This window comes from Devosia sp. Root685 (assembly GCF_001427875.1).
GTDB lineage: Bacteria > Pseudomonadota > Alphaproteobacteria > Rhizobiales > Devosiaceae > Devosia.
The window spans coordinates 996,185-1,011,426 of sequence record NZ_LMHK01000001.1 but is presented as its reverse complement, the minus strand read 5'-3'; the positions used below and the strand labels follow the sequence as shown (position 1 = coordinate 1,011,426).

Sequence of the window (15,242 nt, the reverse complement as noted above, 5' to 3'; positions counted from 1 at the left end):
ACCCAAACCCATCTGGTTTGCCAAGCCCTTATTGCCGAGCCTGTGAATAAATGTGTCATATCCCCAGGCGAATGGCCCGGCGCTGCAAGGCTATCAGGTCATCGAGCGTATTTATGTTGGCAAAGGGATCGACCGCTGCATTTGCGGACCAATCGACCCGCGCAGCGCCCAGCTTGTGCAGAATCGCCTTAGGTCCGGCAGATTCGCTTGTCGCTTCAAGGGCATCAGAGAGCGCGGTCAGCTGCCAGGCGCTATTGGTTGGGTAGATGCTTTCGCCCCATGCGGCGTAGGCAGCGCCGGTTTTTGCGGCGGCTTGGCTCAGCCGTTCCACATAATCCGGCGGGAGAAAGGGCGTATCGACCGCTACGCTCACCAGCATGTCGCCGGAATCGAATGTCTTTTCGAGATGACGAACGGCGGCCCTGATACCCGCCAGCGGCCCCGTGGATATCGCGCTCTCGTCGCGGAGGCTGGTGAGAGCCAGGTCGGAAACGTCGATCTGGCCCGAGGCGACGAACAGCTCCGCCACCTTGCCCTCGAAGGCGCCGGCGACACGTTGGAGGAGCCGCACGCCGCCGATTCTCAGGTCGGCCTTGCGCACGCCGCCGAGGCGCGAGCCCTCGCCGCCGGCCAGTATCAGGCCGAAGATTCTGCTCATTTTTGCGCAGGCTGGCGCAGGAGCAGCAATAGCACGATGCCGCCCACAAGGCCCCAGAAGGGCGCGCCAATGCCAAAAATGGTGATTCCCGATGCGGTGGCCACAAAGGTGAGAATTGCCGGCAGGCGCGATCCCTCGTGCGCCAGCGCAGCGGAAAGGGCCGAGGCGAGGCTCGAGAGCAAGGCGAGGCCCGCGACGGCCTGAATGAGGATGGGTGGCGAGGCGGCAATGAAAGCAGCGGCAAGGCTCGCCGCAAGACCGAGCAAGATATAGACGCTACCGGCCGCCACCGGCGCCGGCCAACGCTTCTGCGGATCGGGATGTGCCTCGGGCCCCGCGCAGATGGCCGCCGTAATGGCGGCTAGGTTGATCGTCTGCCCGCCGAACAAGGCGGTGAGGCCGCTGGCAATGCCGGTCATTACGAAAATGGGGGCAGGGGCGAGCGAATAGCCATTGGCTTTCATCACCGCGATGCCCGGGAGATTTTGTGAGGCCATGGTGACGACATAGAGCGGCAGGCCAATGCGGATGATGGCGTCCCAGGTGAATTCCGGCATCACCGGCAGCAGCATGGGCCAGGTGCCGTCGAGCGCGCCTTCGGGCAGGTGCGTCGTCAGGGCCAGCACGATGCCGGTGACCACGACCGCAATCGGCACGGCATAGCGCCGCGCAAACCGCAAGCCGAGCATCCAGGCGAGGAGAATGGGCGCGGCGAGCAAGGGCGCTTCGGCCAGGGCCGTAACGGGCGCGAGGCAGAGTGTAAGAAGCATGCCGGCCAACATGGCATTGGCAATGGCTGCGGGAATGGCAGCGATCAGGCGCGCCAGGGGTTTCAGGAGGCCGGTCAGGACCACCAGTGCAGCCGTCACGAGGAATGCGCCGGCTACGGCCGGAAAGCCGCCGACTGGCTCGCCTACGGTCAAGAGAAACGCGACGCCGGGCGTGGTCCAGGCAAAACTGATCGGCACCTTGGCCCGAAATGCCACGGCGATATTGAGCACGCCAAGCGCGAGGCAAACTGAGAAGAGGCCCGAACCGGCCTGTTGCGGCGAAGCGCCCGCGGCGGTCAGTGCAGCAAGGACGAGCGTAAAGGTGCTCGCATAGCCGACAATGGCCGCGAGCGTCCCCGCCATGATGGGCTGCAAAAATTCTTTCCGTCCGGTCGGCGCGACCGTCGGCGAGCCAGCATGCATGGCGATTCCCCCTCGCAAGACAGCGGCACGCTAACGTTTTTTTGGAGCCGGTCTACCGGTTTTCCCTTTGGTTCAGGGCTCTCGGCAACACTAACCCTCTGATCGGTAAGCTCTTCTTAAGTTTTCGCGAGGGGAAAATTAACCATAATCGCAAATTCTCGCGCTCAGATTCATATGATGTTGAGTGCTCATCGTGCTGCCCTCCCGCCTTCTGCTCTGCCTTCTGGTGTCCGGCATCATGCTGGGTGGTTGTGCCAAGCCGGTAAGCCCGCAACGGCTGACCGCTACGCCTGTGGTGGACACGTTGAAAACTTCGGCGATCGCCGTGCCGGCCGTGTTGAAAATGGAGCAGCCCTTGCCGAGCGAAATCTTCGCGCCGCGCAATATCGGCGGGCGCACGCTCCCCGTTTCGACCACGGCCGATATCATCCTCAAACCCGGCGAGGTGGTACTGACCTTCGACGATGGTCCGCGCGCCGGCAAGACCGAAACGATCCTTTCAACGCTATCCGACTATGGCGTCAAGGCGACGTTCCTTATGCTCGGCTCCTCGGCCGAGGCCAATCCGCGACTGGCGCAGCGCGTCGCTATCGCCGGTCACACCGTGGGTAGCCACACCTATGGCCATGTCAATCTTGCGGGTCTAACCCGGCAGGAAGCGATCGAGGAAATCGTCAAGGGTGAGGAGGCGGTTTCGGCGGCACTTGCCGGCGGCGGGCAAAAGCTCTCGCCCTTCTTCCGCTTCCCCTATTTGTCGCAGACCGGCTTTTTGCGCACCGGCCTCATCCAGAGCGGCGCGGTGGTTCTCGATGTCGATATCGACAGCAAGGACTATTTTAAGGACACGCCCGCCGCTGTGGCTACGCGCACGCTCAGCCGCCTCGAAGCGCGCGGCAGCGGTATTATTCTGTTCCATGACATTCACCAGCGCACCGTGGACATGCTGCCCATCTTCCTCGATCAGCTTGCTCGCCGCGGCTACAGCGTCGTGCGCCTCGTGCCGCGCGATACTTCGATCTTCGGACGCGATCTGATCACCGCCGGTTTTGCGGCAGACGGAACGGTTTTGTAGGGTTCTGCACGTTCGTTTTGCATCTCGTGAAAATGCATAATTTATGGGCTTGTGGCGCCGATTTGTGCGCGACACCTTTGGGTTCTGCGGCCAGAAAATCGGTAAACCACTGAAATTCATGGGTTTCGCCGCCAATATCGACTTGGCACACTAGCTGCATAGATATCCCCGAGACTGCTCTAGCGAGCCGTTTGATCGGGCATCCAATGACGGATGCCACAGGCAAAGCTGCCAATGGATTTGCGACCGGGTTCAAAACCGGGCCGCGCATTCATTGGCAGCTTTTTGTTTTTGTAGGGATGAAAGGCATGACACCCATGCAATCGACTTCCTCGGCGCAACCCACCCGCGCCCTGACAATGTCCACGGTGGCCTTCACCGTTTGCTTTGCGGTCTGGACCATCTTTTCCATTATCGGCGTCGGGCTCAAGACCGAGCTCGGGCTGAGCGAGACGCAATTTGGCCTCTTGATCGGCACGCCGGTGCTGACCGGATCGCTGGTGCGCGTGTTGCTCGGCGTGCTGACCGACCGTATGGGCGGCCGCATCGTCTATGTGATCACCATGCTGGCCGCGGCGCTTGCGACTTTTCTCCTGTCGTTTGCCCAGACCTATGAGCAGTTCCTGCTGGCCGCGCTTGGCGTCGGGCTCGCTGGTGGCTCCTTTGCGGTCGGTGTCGCCTATGTGTCGCGCTTCTATCCGGCCTCGAAGCAGGGCACCGCGCTCGGCATTTTCGGCGTCGGCAATGTGGGCGCTGCGGTCACCAAGTTCCTCGCGCCGTTCGTCATGCTCTCATGGGGCTGGCAGTCGGTTGCGCTGATCTGGGCCGCCGCGCTGGCCATCATGGCCGTGGTCTTCTGGTTCACGACTGAAGATGATCCGGTGATCGTGCAGCGGCGGAAGGAAAGCTATCAGCCAAAAAGCCTCCTCGGTGAATTCGCCCCGCTGCGCAATGTGCAGGTCTGGCGCTTCGCCCTCTATTATTTCTTCGCGTTCGGCGCCTTCGTCGCTCTGACGCTCTGGCTGCCGCGCTATCTGATCGGCGTCTACGGTTTCGACATCGCGACGGCGGGCATGGTCGCCGCTTTCTATTCGGTGCCCGCCAGCATTTTCCGCGCCTATGGCGGCACGCTATCGGACCGCGTCGGGGCGCGCACCGTGCTTTACTGGACGTTTGGTGTGTCCTTGCTGGTGACCGCTATCCTTGCCTTGCCGGCATCCGATTTCGTCGTCGCGGGCATCAATGGTCCGGTCTCGCTGCATTTTGCGCTGAGCCCCTGGGCTTTCGTCGGGCTGGTCTTCGTGCTCGGCTTCTTCATGAGCCTGGGCAAGGCGGCCGTCTATAAGCATATCCCGGTCTATTATCCGCAAAACGTCGGCGCAGTCGGCGGGCTGGTGGGCATGATCGGCGGGCTCGGCGGTTTCATCCTGCCGCTGCTGTTCGGCTATCTCAATGATGTCACCGGCATCTGGTCGAGCTGCTTCGTCGCGATCTTCGTACTGGTAGCCGCGGCCTTCCTGTGGATGCACCTTGCCGTGCGGCGCATCGACCGGCAGCCGGTTGGGCAGCCCGCATGACAACCAGGCATAGACTGGTCGTGGTCGGGGCCGGCATGGCCTCCGGCCGCGCCCTCGAGCACATCTTCGCCAAGGCGCCGGGACAGTATGAGGTGACGCTTTTCGGGGCGGAGCCGCGCGGCAATTATAGCCGCCTGATGCTGTCCCCGGTGCTGGCTGGAGAAAAGACGTTTGAGGAAGCCGTGACCCATGACGCGGCCTGGTATGCCCGTCATGGCGTCCGGACCCGGTTCGGCGAACATGTCACGGCAATTGATCGGCACCGCAAACTGGTGATCTCCCGCGGCGGTGAAACGCCCTATGACACACTGGTGATCGCAACGGGTTCGGCGCCGTTCATCCTGCCCATCGCCGGCAAGGAGCTTCCCGGCGTCCTGGCCTTCCGCGATCTCGACGATGTGGAGGCCATGATCGCAGTGGCTTCCCGGCCCGGAACCAGCGCCGTGGTGATCGGCGGCGGACTTCTCGGGCTCGAGGCCGCCGCGGCCTTGCGCCTGCGCGGCATGGCGGTGACCGTGATCCACGCGGCGGAGCACCTGATGAACCGCCAACTCGACGCCGTCGCCGGCCGCATGCTGCAACGCGCCTTCGAAGACCGCGGCATCGAAGTGCTCTGCAACGCGCAGACCGCGGCGATTGTCGGCCACGGCAAGGCCGAGGCGGTGGTGCTCGACGATGGGCGGCTTTGCCCGGCCGATATCGTGGTCATGGCGGTGGGCATTCGGCCCGAAACGCGCATCGCGACGGATGCGGGTATTCATGTCGAGCGCGGCATCGTGGTCGATGACCAGATGCGGACCTCGGACCCGCATATCTTCGCTCTGGGCGAATGCGTCGAGCACAATGGCGTCTGTTATGGCCTCGTTGCGCCGCTTTACGACATGGCCGAGGTGTTGGCCGATACGCTTGCGGGCAGGGCGGCGAGCTTCCAGCCCGTCGAGACGGCAACCCAGCTCAAGGTCACCGGCATCTCAATCTACTCGGCGGGGGATTTTGCGAGCCGCGACGGCCACGAGGAGATCGTGCTGCAGGACGAGGAGGGCGGTGTCTACAAGCGCTTGGTGCTGCAGGACGATCGCATTGTCGGCGCCGTCCTTTATGGCGAAACCGGCGATGGCCCCTGGTTCTTCGATCTTCTGAAGCAGCGCACACCGACCGCGGACAAGCGCAACATGCTGGTCTTCGGTCAAGCCTATCAGGGGAGTGCCCCCATGGACCCTATGGAGGCCGTTGCAGCGTCGCTGGTTAACCGCCACACCTGCAACGGCCTCCTCAACTCCGCAACGAAACGTGCTGCATGATTGCCCAAAGTTCCACGACGACCGTCAAGACAACCTGTCCCTATTGCGGGGTCGGCTGTGGCGTTCTGGCGACGCCGCAAGCTGACGGCTCAGTCGCAATATCAGGGGATCCCGATCATCCTGCCAATTTTGGGCGCCTCTGCTCCAAGGGTTCGGCGCTTGGCGAAACGCTCTCGCTCGACGGGCGATTACTGCACCCTGAAATCAATGGCAGGCGGACCGACTGGGACGAGGCGCTCGATCTTGTCGCGGCGAAATTTCGGGCGGCTATTGACGAATATGGCCCCAACTCGGTCGCCATCTACGGCTCCGGGCAGTTGCTGACCGAAGACTATTATGTCGCGAACAAGCTGATGAAAGGCTTTGTCGGCAGCGCCAATATCGACACCAATTCGCGCCTCTGCATGGCCTCATCGGTGGCGGGTCACAAGCGTGCTTTTGGTTCGGACACGGTCCCGGGCAATTACGAAGACCTCGAACTTGCCGATCTCATTGTGCTGGTCGGCTCGAACCTCGCCTGGTGTCATCCGGTGCTATACCAGCGCATCGCCGCTGCCAAGGCGAGCCGCCCCGACATGCGGGTCGTGGTGATCGACCCGAGGCGCACGGCAACCGCCGACATTGCCGACCTGCATCTGCCGATCCAATCGGATGGCGACAGCGCGTTGTTCGTCGGGCTTCTCGCCCACCTGTCCCGCAACGGCTTTGCCGACCAACGCTTCGTTGACCAGCACACGAGCGGCGCCGAGGCGGCGTTAATGGTGGCCGAAGACTGGCCATTGGAACGCGTGGCCGCTGCGTCAGGTGCGCCCGCAGAGGACATTGCCCGCTTTTACGAGTGGTTCGCCGCGACGGAAAAGGCAGTCACCGTCTATTCGCAGGGCGTCAACCAGTCTGCCGCCGGCACCGACAAGGTCAACGCCATCATCAACTGCCACCTTCTTACCGGCCGCATCGGCCGCAGGGGTATGGGGCCGTTCAGCGTCACCGGCCAGCCCAATGCCATGGGTGGCCGCGAGGTTGGCGGGCTCGCCAATATGCTGGCCGCCCATATGGATTTCACCGAGGAAGCCATCGAGCGCGTCGGCCGTTTCTGGGGCACGAGTTCGGTTGCCACCAAGCCCGGCCTCAAGGCGGTGGACCTCTTTGCCGCCATGGCGCGAGGCGAGATCAAGGCTGTCTGGATCATGGCGACCAACCCGGTCGATTCCATGCCCGACGCCGATGGCGTTCGCGCGGCGCTGCGCGCCTGTCCCTTTGTCGTCGTCTCCGACATGAATGCCCGTACCGACACCGCAGTGGAAGCCCATGTGCGCCTGCCCGCTGCGGGCTGGGGCGAGAAAGAGGGCACCGTCACCAATTCCGAGCGCCGGCTATCGCGCCAGAGGCCGTTTCTGGCTCTGCCGGGAGACGCGCGGCCCGATTGGTGGATCATCAAGGAGGTCGCCCAGCGCCTCGGCTTCCGCGCTGCCTTCCGCTATTCCTCGCCCGCCGAAATTTTTGCGGAACACGTCGCGCTCTCCGCTTTCGAAAACGACGGAAAGCGCGACTTTGATCTCTCGGGTCTGGTTGGTGCCGACTATGCCAGTATCGCCCCCACGCAATGGCCCGTGCGGGGCAAGCCCATGGCCCGCATGTTCGGCGATGGCGATTTTTTCACCCCCGATCGTAAGGCGCGCTTCGTCCCCGTTGCGCCGCCGCCGGTGATCCCAACTTCTCCGGGCAGCCTGGTTCTCAATACCGGCCGGGTGCGCGATCACTGGCATACCATGACCAGAACGGGCAAAGCGGCGCGGCTCTCGGCGCACTACGCCGAGCCCTTTGTGGAAATCAATCCGGCCGATGCCAGCCGCTTCAACATCAGGGGCGCGACGCTGGCGCGGGTCGGCAATGGCCAGGGCAGCGCCATTCTGCGGGCCATCGTCACCGATCGCCAACCGCGCGGCCAACTGTTCGTGCCCATGCATTGGACCGATCAGTTCTCCTCGAACGGCCGCATCGACGCCCTGGTGCGCTCCAAAACCGACCCCGTTTCCGGCCAGCCGGCCCTCAAGATGGCCCAATGCCACATCGAGCCGGTCCGGGTGCGCCTCTACGGCTTCTTTGTATCCGCGCAGCCGCCAAAGCTCACTGGTCTCTATTGGGCCGTGGCCCAAACCATGGGCGGGACACGTGGCGAACTTGCCTGGTTCGACGAACCGGCTGACTGGGAAGCCTGGCTGCGCACTAGTTTCGATCTGCCACCGGCGGCGCGCATGAGAAGTCTGGTCGATGAGCGTTCAGGCAGGCGCAGTTACGCCGTGCTCGAGGGTGGACGGCTGATCCTGGCGCTTTATGCCTCGCCCGATCCGGTCATCGTCTCGCGGCAATGGGCGACCGAATTGCTACACGCCGAAGGCCTTTCCGCCTCCGCCGTGCTCGCCGGACGACCGGGAGCGTACATGCCGGACAAGGGCGCGATCGTCTGCTCGTGCTTCTCGGTGGGGGCCAACACCATCGCCGCCGCCATCGCCGGGGAGGGCTGCGATACCGTCGAGGCCGTCGGTCGCTGTACCAAAGCCGGAACCAATTGCGGTTCCTGCCGTCCCGAAATCAGGCGCATAATCGAGCGCGTGCACGTTGCGGTAGGCTAGATATTACAGTGGCTTAACGGCAGAAACGGATTCTCTTGCGGAAAATCCGATTTGTTCGCCCGGTGAAATGCCCGAAAATTTTGCGGCTCGGTTGCCCGCGGCGGCGGGTTTGGTCCTTGGCTCGGCCAAGTTTGGGCTGCCCAAGAAATCAATTTCGCCCGCGCCAATCTCCATTGCGGCAAAAAGGCGCCGAAATCCGGGCCTGATCGGTCCTCTGATCGTAAGGCGAAATATTTTCTACTTGCATTGTGAGTTATTTGTAATTTCACGTCGCAACTTATGCGAAGAAAAATCGGAAATTTCAACTTAATCTGCAAGTTGATTTGAGATTGTCTGCAAATCGTCATTTGTGTTGTTTAGTTTTATTGAGCAAGTAACGGGCGATTTGACATAGGGGTTCGTACTTTCTACGGTCTGCGCATCCATAAGACTGCTGGAGCAGACCTGATGATTTACAAATCCGGTGGCATTGCCGCCGCGATGACGCTCGCCCTTTTTTCTTTTGCCACACCGAATGCCATTGCGCAGGAAGACAGCGGCGCTTCTTGCGGCACCGATCGCACGATCGACATCGCCGAAATGACCTGGCCCTCCGCCGCCGCGCTGGCCCATATTCACGCCACCATTCTCGAAACCGGCTTTGGCTGCAGCGTCGAGATTGTGACTGGCGACACGGTTCCCACATCGTCGTCCATGCTGATCCGCGGCACGCCTGCCGTCGCGCCAGAACTCTGGACCAGTGCCATCGAAGAGCCGTGGGCCGAAGGCGTTGCCGCCGGCGATGTCGTGCAGCTTGCCGATGCCATTACCGACGGTACGGTCGAGGGGTGGTTCATTCCGCGTTATGTGCAGGAAGCCCATCCCGAATTGACCACTGCCGAGGCGGTTATTGCCCGTCCGGACCTCTTTGCAGATCCCGAGCAGCCCGATCAGGGGCGCCTTTATTCCTGTCCGCCCGGTTGGGCCTGCGAATTGTCGACCTCGGCTTTGTTCGAAGCGTTCGATATGGACGGGACCTGGAACCTCTTCTCGCCGGGCTCAGGCGGGGCGCTGGACGCTTCCATCGCGCGTGCCTTCACCCGTGAGGAACCCATCCTTTTCTACTATTGGGGCCCCACCGCAATCCTCGGCAAATATGATGCCGTGCAACTCGACCTCGGCGAAACTCTGCCCGATGTCTATGTCTGCAATACCGACCCTGATTGCGATACGCCTGCCGGTGTGACGGCCTATCCGTCTTCGCCTGCGGTCGTCGGTGCCGCCGCATGGCTGCGGGACGATGCGCCCGCCATTGCCGACTACTTTTCCAAGGTTGGCCTGACCAATGCCGAGATCAGCGAACTGCTGGTCTATGGTGAGGAAAACCAGGCCGATGCTGCAGCTACGGCCGTGAACTTCCTCAAGACCAAGGAAGAGCTGTGGTCGACCTGGGTTCCGGCCGAGGTTGCCGACAAGGTCAAGGCGAACCTGAGCTAATTTTATCTCACCTTAAAATCCGAGATGGCCGGGTCGCGACCCGGCCATTTTCCGCGTGATGCCCGAATGCGCCCAAGCACGCTTTCCGGCATCGCGCGTTCAATCCTGAAAAGAGAATGACGTGTTTCCCGAACTGATTGACACCCGCCCGCTGCGCCGGGCCATCGACGATGGCCTGAGCTGGATCGTGCGCAATTGGGGCAGTGAATTCGAAGCAGCGGCCTATCCGCTGCTGATGCTGCTCAAGGCCATCGAAGATCTGCTGATCGCCACGCCCTGGTGGCTGATCATGGCCATTCTCGCCGGCATCGGCTGGCTGGCCACCCGCAACTGGAAGCTGCCGCTGATCATACTTCTGTCGCTCCTCTTTCTGGGGGTGATGGATCTATGGAAGGATGCCATGACCACCATGGCGCTGATGATCTCGGCGACCATTACCGCCATTCTGGTTTCCATCCCGGCGGGGGTGTGGATGAGCCGTTCGCTCCATGTGCGCAATATCGTGACGCCGGTGCTCGACCTGATGCAGACGCTGCCGAGCTTTGTCTATCTCATCCCCACGGTGATGATCTTTGGCCCGGGCAAGATCCCCGCGCTCATCGCCACTATCGTCTATGCGGCCCCGCCTCTGGTGCGCCTCACCGATCTTGGCCTGCGTTCGGTCGATCCGGCGGTCATGGAAGCGAGCCGTGCCTTTGGCACCAATCCCCGGCAGCGCCTTTTCGGCGTGCAGATTCCGCTCGCGCTCCCGACCATCCTCGCAGGCATCAACCAGACGACGATGATGGCGCTGGCCATGGTGGTCATCGCCTCGATGATCGGGGCAGGGGGACTGGGCTACCAGGTCTTGCAAGGCATTGGCCGGCTCGAGGTGAGCCGCGGTCTTTTTGCCGGGCTCGGTATCGTCGCTCTCGCGATCATCTTCGATCGCGTCACGCAATCTTTCGGCAAACAACTGCAGGGTCGCATTGGCCTCGCGGAGGTCCGTTAATGAACGCCATGCCAGACATCAAGCCAGGCACCATTGCCAGCGAACTCGCCATCGCGATGCGCAACGTCACCAAGATATTTGGCGACAACCCCAAGGGCGCGCTGGCCCTGCTCCAATCGGGCAAGTCCAAGACCGAAGTACAGGCTGAAACCAACCACGTCGTCGGCCTCGACAAGGTCTCGCTCGATATCGCCAAGGGCCAGATTTTCGTGGTCATGGGATTGTCGGGCTCGGGCAAATCGACGCTGATCCGCCACGTCAACAGGCTGATCGAGCCAACCTCGGGCGAGATCGTCGTCAACGGCGTGGATGTGCTCAAGATGAGTCTCGACCAGCTGCGGACCTATCGGCGCACGCAAGTCGCCATGGTGTTTCAGAAGTTCGGCCTCATGCCGCATCGCTCGGTGATCGACAATGTCGCCTATGGGCTCGAAGTGCGTGGGGTCGGCAAGGCGGAACGGCTTGAAACGGCCGCCAAGTGGATAGAGACCGTCGGCCTCTCCGGCTACGAGCAATCGCGACCGCGGCAGCTCTCGGGCGGCCAGCAGCAGCGCGTGGGTCTGGCGCGGGCCCTGGCGCTCGACACCGAGATCATCCTCATGGACGAGGCCTTTTCGGCGCTCGACCCGCTGATCCGCTCCGGCATGCAGGATCAGCTGATCGAGCTACAAAAGACGCTGGGCAAGACCATCCTTTTTATCACCCACGACTTCGACGAAGCGCTCAAGATCGGCGACCGCATCGCCGTGCTGAGGGATGGCGCGGTGCAGCAGGTCGGCAAGCCCGAAGACATCGTGCTTCGCCCGGCCAATGAGCACATTGAGGAATTCGTGCGCGAGGTGAACAAGGCGCGCGCGATCCACGTGCGCTCGATCATGGACAGGGGCGAATACGACCCCTGCGTGGCATCGGTCTCCAAAGACGCCCGGTGCGAAGACGTGCTGCCGCTTTTTGCCGAGCATGAATGGGTCGGTGTCATCGACGAGGATGGCCGGCAAATTGGCCGGATAACCGCAAAGCAGGTGATCAAGGCATTGGCTCGCTACACCCCCGGGGTGGGGTGATCCGTTTTCCGGGCGTCATTTTATGACGCTCGGAAGCCGCACTGCGTGGCGAGAAGCCGCCCGGCATCAGCCGAGACGACAAATCCACGCGGTCGCTTTTGGGGAACATCTAAACCAACGCCCGGTGGAAGCGCGTGTACGTTTCGAAGGTTTCGACAGGCACGAAGCCAGCGCGTTCCAGCACTGCCGCGCTACGCAAGTTGCCGTGGGTGACACCGGCAAAAATGTCGCTGGCTTGCAACTCGATGCTTGCAAACTCAAGCAGGGCTTTCAGGGCGGCCGTTGCATATCCCTTTCCAGTCGCAGTCTGGGCCAACCAGTAGCCCAAACCGTAACGCGGCGGATCGACCGGAATGAGGTCTATGCGGCCAACCAACTGCATTTGCAGCGAAATTCCGAACCGCAGGTTTCTGTTGGCCGGTTCTGCCAGCTCCGTCGAGAAGCTTTCCAACGGGGCAGCGACTAAATCCTTGTAGTCTCCGTGCGCCGTCAGGTGGCGGCGGTTCTGCTGAACGAGTTCGTAAAGCGCCGGCGCGTGACGTTCAGTCAGCGGGACCAAAAACAAACCAGATATCGACGTCTCAAGCATTCACGCCGCCCTGTCTGATAGTGCCGTCAGAAAGTTTTCCGAGAGCTTACAGGGTTCTGCGGCCAGCGCCATGGGCTCCGAAATCCGGAATGGCAGCGGTGAACCTTTTGCTTGCAAGCGCTTGCAAAGGCTCTATCCTACTCACAAAGAGGAGGGCAAAAGTGGCCGATATGATCATCAATAGCTTCAAGCAGAGGTTGCTGGGCCGCCAAAGGCAAATCGGCGGCTGGCTGACGACGGGTAGTCCGACCGTGACGGAAATTTTCGCTGGTATCGGCTTTGACTGGTTGCTGCTCGACATGGAGCATTCGCCCAACGATTTCCTGCTGGTGATTGACCACTTGCGTGCGGCGGGGGTCGGGGCACCCGTCGTCGTGCGCGTCCCGTGGAACGAGCCGGTGATGGTCAAGCGCCTGCTCGATGCGGGCGTCGCATCGCTGATGTTTCCGTACGTGCAGAACGTCGAGGAGGCCAAAGCGGCGGTGGCGGCAACGCGCTATCCGCCCCACGGCATCCGCGGGGTGGCCGGTACGACGCGCGCCACGGCCTATGGGCGTCGTGAAGGGCTTGCCCAGGCTGCAGAGCAGATTGCGGTGGTCGTACAGATCGAGACGCCGGAGGCTATGGCTGTCATCGGGGATATCGCGCTGATCGATGGCATCGACGGCGTGTTCATCGGGCCCAATGATCTGGCGGCAAACATGGGATATCTGGGTAACCCGAACCATCCGGAGGTGCGCGAAGCCATGTTGCGTGGCGCAGCAGCAATCCGTGCGGCGGGCAAATCCAGCGGAACGCTGGGCTATGCTTCGACCCATGCCGCGTCGCCTTTTGCCGACGGTTTTGACTTCCTGGGCGTTGCCTCGGACGCCGGGGCGATTCTGAGCGGGGCCACCGAGAAGCTGACGATCTACTCGCGCTTCCGCGAGCAGGCCTGATGGGGGATCCCGAAGCGCTCAGTGCACCTCGGGATCCAGCGTTGCCTCGCCATCGGCAAGGAAGTCGAAGTCGCATCCTTGATCGGCCTGGGTGACATGGCGCGAAAAGAGGGCGCCATAGCCGCGTTCGTAATGCGGCTTTGGCGCCTGCCATGCAGCGCGGCGCGCTTCGAGTTCCTTGGGATCGACCAGGAGGTCGAGTTGGCGGGCATCGACGTCGAGGCGGATCAAGTCGCCATCGCGCACCAGCCCTAGCGGACCGCCGATATGGGATTCCGGGCAAACATGCAGGATACAGGTGCCGAAACTGGTGCCCGACATACGGCCATCGGAAATGCGGACCATGTCGCGGACGCCTTCGGCGAGAAGGCGCTTGGGAATGGGCAGCATGCCCCATTCGGGCATTCCCGGAGCGCCGATCGGGCCGGCATTCTGCAAGATCAGCACACTGTCCCGGGTGATTTCGAGCGCCGGATCATCGATGCGGTCATGCAGATCCTTGTAGCTTTTGAACACTACGGCCGGACCGGTATGCCTGAGCAATTCGGGAGACGCTGCAGAGCGTTTGAGGACGGCGCCGCGGGGCGCCAGTGAACCCTTGAGCACCACGAGGGCGCCGGTGGGATAAATCGGCTTGTCGAGCGGACGGATAATGTCCTCGTTCCATACCTTGGCGCCCGCGATTTCCTCGCTCAGCGTGCGGCCCGTCGCTGTCATGACCGAGAGATCGAGATGTTCGGCGATAACGCCGAGCAGGGCCCGAATGCCGCCGGCGAAATGGAAGTCTTCCATCAGATATTGCCCGGCCGGCATCAAGTTGCAGACCACCGGAATGCCTTCGCTGGCATCGCCGAAATCGGCAAGCGAAAGGTCATGCCCCAGCCGCCCGGCCATTGCGACAAGGTGGATCAGCGAATTGGTCGAGCCGGAGATCGCCATGTCGGTGATCACCGCATTGCGGAGCGAGGCCGTCGAGACGATATCCTTGGGCGTGAGGTCTTCCCAAACCATCTCGACGATTCGTCTGCCGGCTGCGCTGGCCATGCGGGCGTGTTCCGCATCGATCGCGGGGATGGAACTGGCGCCGGGCAAGGATAGGCCCAGCACATCGACCAATGTGGTCATGGTCGAGGCCGTGCCCATGGTGTTGCAGGTGCCGGTGGAGCGCACGCTCGACTGGCTGAGGTCTTCCCATTCGGATTGGGTCAGAAGTCCCGCGCGATAGTCGGCCTCGGCCTGCCAGGTGCTGGTACCGGTGCCAAGCGTAGCGCCCCGCCAATGCCCGCGCAGCATTGCGCCTGCGGGGACATAGATTGCGGGGACGCCGGCCGAGGCTGCGCCCATGACGAGGCCTGGCGTTGTCTTGTCGCAGCCGCCCAGAAGGACCACGCCATCGACGGGATGTGAGCGAATGGCCTCTTCGGCCTCCATGGCGAGGAAATTGCGATAGAGCATGGCGGTGGGTCGCGAGAAGCTTTCCGAAACGCTCTGCAAGGGAATGACGGCGGGAAAGCCACCTGCCTGCCAGATGCCGCGTTTGATCTCCTCGATTCGCTGCGGGAAATGGGCGTGGCAGGTGTTGAAATCGGACCAGGTGGACAGGATGCCGATGACCGGCTTGTCCTTGAAATCCTCGGTGGTGAAGCCGGCCTGGCGGATGCGGCGGCGCTTGTGGTCGCCGGCCGATTTGGGAGCATTAAACCAGAGCTGACTGCGCAGCGATTGAACGGTCTTGCGGGGTTTGGACATG

12 protein-coding genes are annotated in these 15,242 nt (G+C 62.2%); 8 read left to right on the top strand and 4 right to left on the bottom strand.

Annotation, left to right across the window (positions count from 1 at the left end):
• Positions 1–55 precede the first annotated feature (55 nt).
• Together ASD83_RS04880 and ASD83_RS04875 are read right to left on the bottom strand one after the other, a co-directional pair.
• Complete coding sequence (locus ASD83_RS04880) at positions 56–658, bottom strand: molybdenum cofactor guanylyltransferase (RefSeq protein WP_056308469.1); 603 nt, start codon at positions 656–658, stop codon at positions 56–58.
• Positions 655–1,851 (bottom strand): benzoate/H(+) symporter BenE family transporter, encoded by a 1,197-nt coding sequence (locus ASD83_RS04875; RefSeq protein WP_200946455.1) that lies wholly within the window; start codon positions 1,849–1,851, stop codon positions 655–657. The genes ASD83_RS04880 and ASD83_RS04875 overlap by 4 nt, the downstream gene beginning before the upstream one ends.
• Positions 1,852–2,044: 193 nt before the next feature.
• Here ASD83_RS04875 and ASD83_RS04870 point away from each other — a divergent pair, with 193 nt between their 5' ends.
• The 7 genes from ASD83_RS04870 to ASD83_RS04840 all read left to right on the top strand — a co-directional run bounded on the left by ASD83_RS04870 (position 2,045) and on the right by ASD83_RS04840 (position 11,965).
• Positions 2,045–2,923 carry a polysaccharide deacetylase family protein gene (locus ASD83_RS04870; protein ID WP_156385743.1) on the top strand — a complete coding sequence of 293 codons (879 nt, stop codon included), beginning with the start codon at positions 2,045–2,047 and terminating at the stop codon, positions 2,921–2,923.
• A gap of 299 nt (positions 2,924–3,222) precedes the next feature.
• Positions 3,223–4,500, top strand: coding sequence for an MFS transporter (locus tag ASD83_RS04865; RefSeq protein ID WP_056309870.1), 1,278 nt, complete (start codon positions 3,223–3,225; stop codon positions 4,498–4,500).
• Positions 4,497–5,801, top strand: coding sequence for an NAD(P)/FAD-dependent oxidoreductase (locus ASD83_RS04860; protein ID WP_082560957.1), 1,305 nt, complete (start codon positions 4,497–4,499; stop codon positions 5,799–5,801). Before ASD83_RS04865 ends, ASD83_RS04860 begins: the two co-directional genes overlap by 4 nt.
• Positions 5,798–8,434, top strand: coding sequence for a nitrate reductase (locus tag ASD83_RS04855; protein ID WP_056308466.1), 2,637 nt, complete (start codon positions 5,798–5,800; stop codon positions 8,432–8,434). Before ASD83_RS04860 ends, ASD83_RS04855 begins: the two co-directional genes overlap by 4 nt.
• A 447-nt stretch (positions 8,435–8,881) precedes the next feature.
• A complete protein-coding gene (locus ASD83_RS04850; RefSeq protein ID WP_056308464.1) occupies positions 8,882–9,910 on the top strand; it encodes a glycine betaine ABC transporter substrate-binding protein in 1,029 nt (342 codons plus the stop codon).
• Positions 9,911–10,031: 121 nt separating this feature from the next.
• On the top strand, positions 10,032–10,901 hold the full coding sequence (locus tag ASD83_RS04845) for an ABC transporter permease (protein ID WP_056308462.1): 870 nt from the start codon (positions 10,032–10,034) through the stop codon (positions 10,899–10,901).
• A complete protein-coding gene (locus ASD83_RS04840; protein WP_244489098.1) occupies positions 10,901–11,965 on the top strand; it encodes a quaternary amine ABC transporter ATP-binding protein in 1,065 nt (354 codons plus the stop codon). Before ASD83_RS04845 ends, ASD83_RS04840 begins: the two co-directional genes overlap by 1 nt.
• 109 nt (positions 11,966–12,074) lie before the next feature.
• On the opposite strand, the gene ASD83_RS04835 is transcribed toward ASD83_RS04840, so the two are convergent.
• Positions 12,075–12,554, bottom strand: coding sequence for a GNAT family N-acetyltransferase (locus ASD83_RS04835; protein ID WP_056308459.1), 480 nt, complete (start codon positions 12,552–12,554; stop codon positions 12,075–12,077).
• 170 nt (positions 12,555–12,724) lie between these two features.
• Between ASD83_RS04835 and ASD83_RS04830 the strand changes: the two genes are divergently transcribed.
• Entirely contained in the window at positions 12,725–13,492 is a 768-nt protein-coding gene (locus ASD83_RS04830) for an HpcH/HpaI aldolase family protein (protein ID WP_056308457.1), read from the top strand.
• An 18-nt stretch (positions 13,493–13,510) separates the two neighbouring features.
• Here ASD83_RS04830 and araD read toward each other — a convergent pair whose 3' ends face one another.
• Positions 13,511–15,241, bottom strand: a complete 1,731-nt coding sequence (gene araD / locus ASD83_RS04825; RefSeq protein WP_056308455.1) for an L-arabinonate dehydratase — start codon at positions 15,239–15,241, stop codon at positions 13,511–13,513.
• Position 15,242 lies beyond the last annotated feature (1 nt).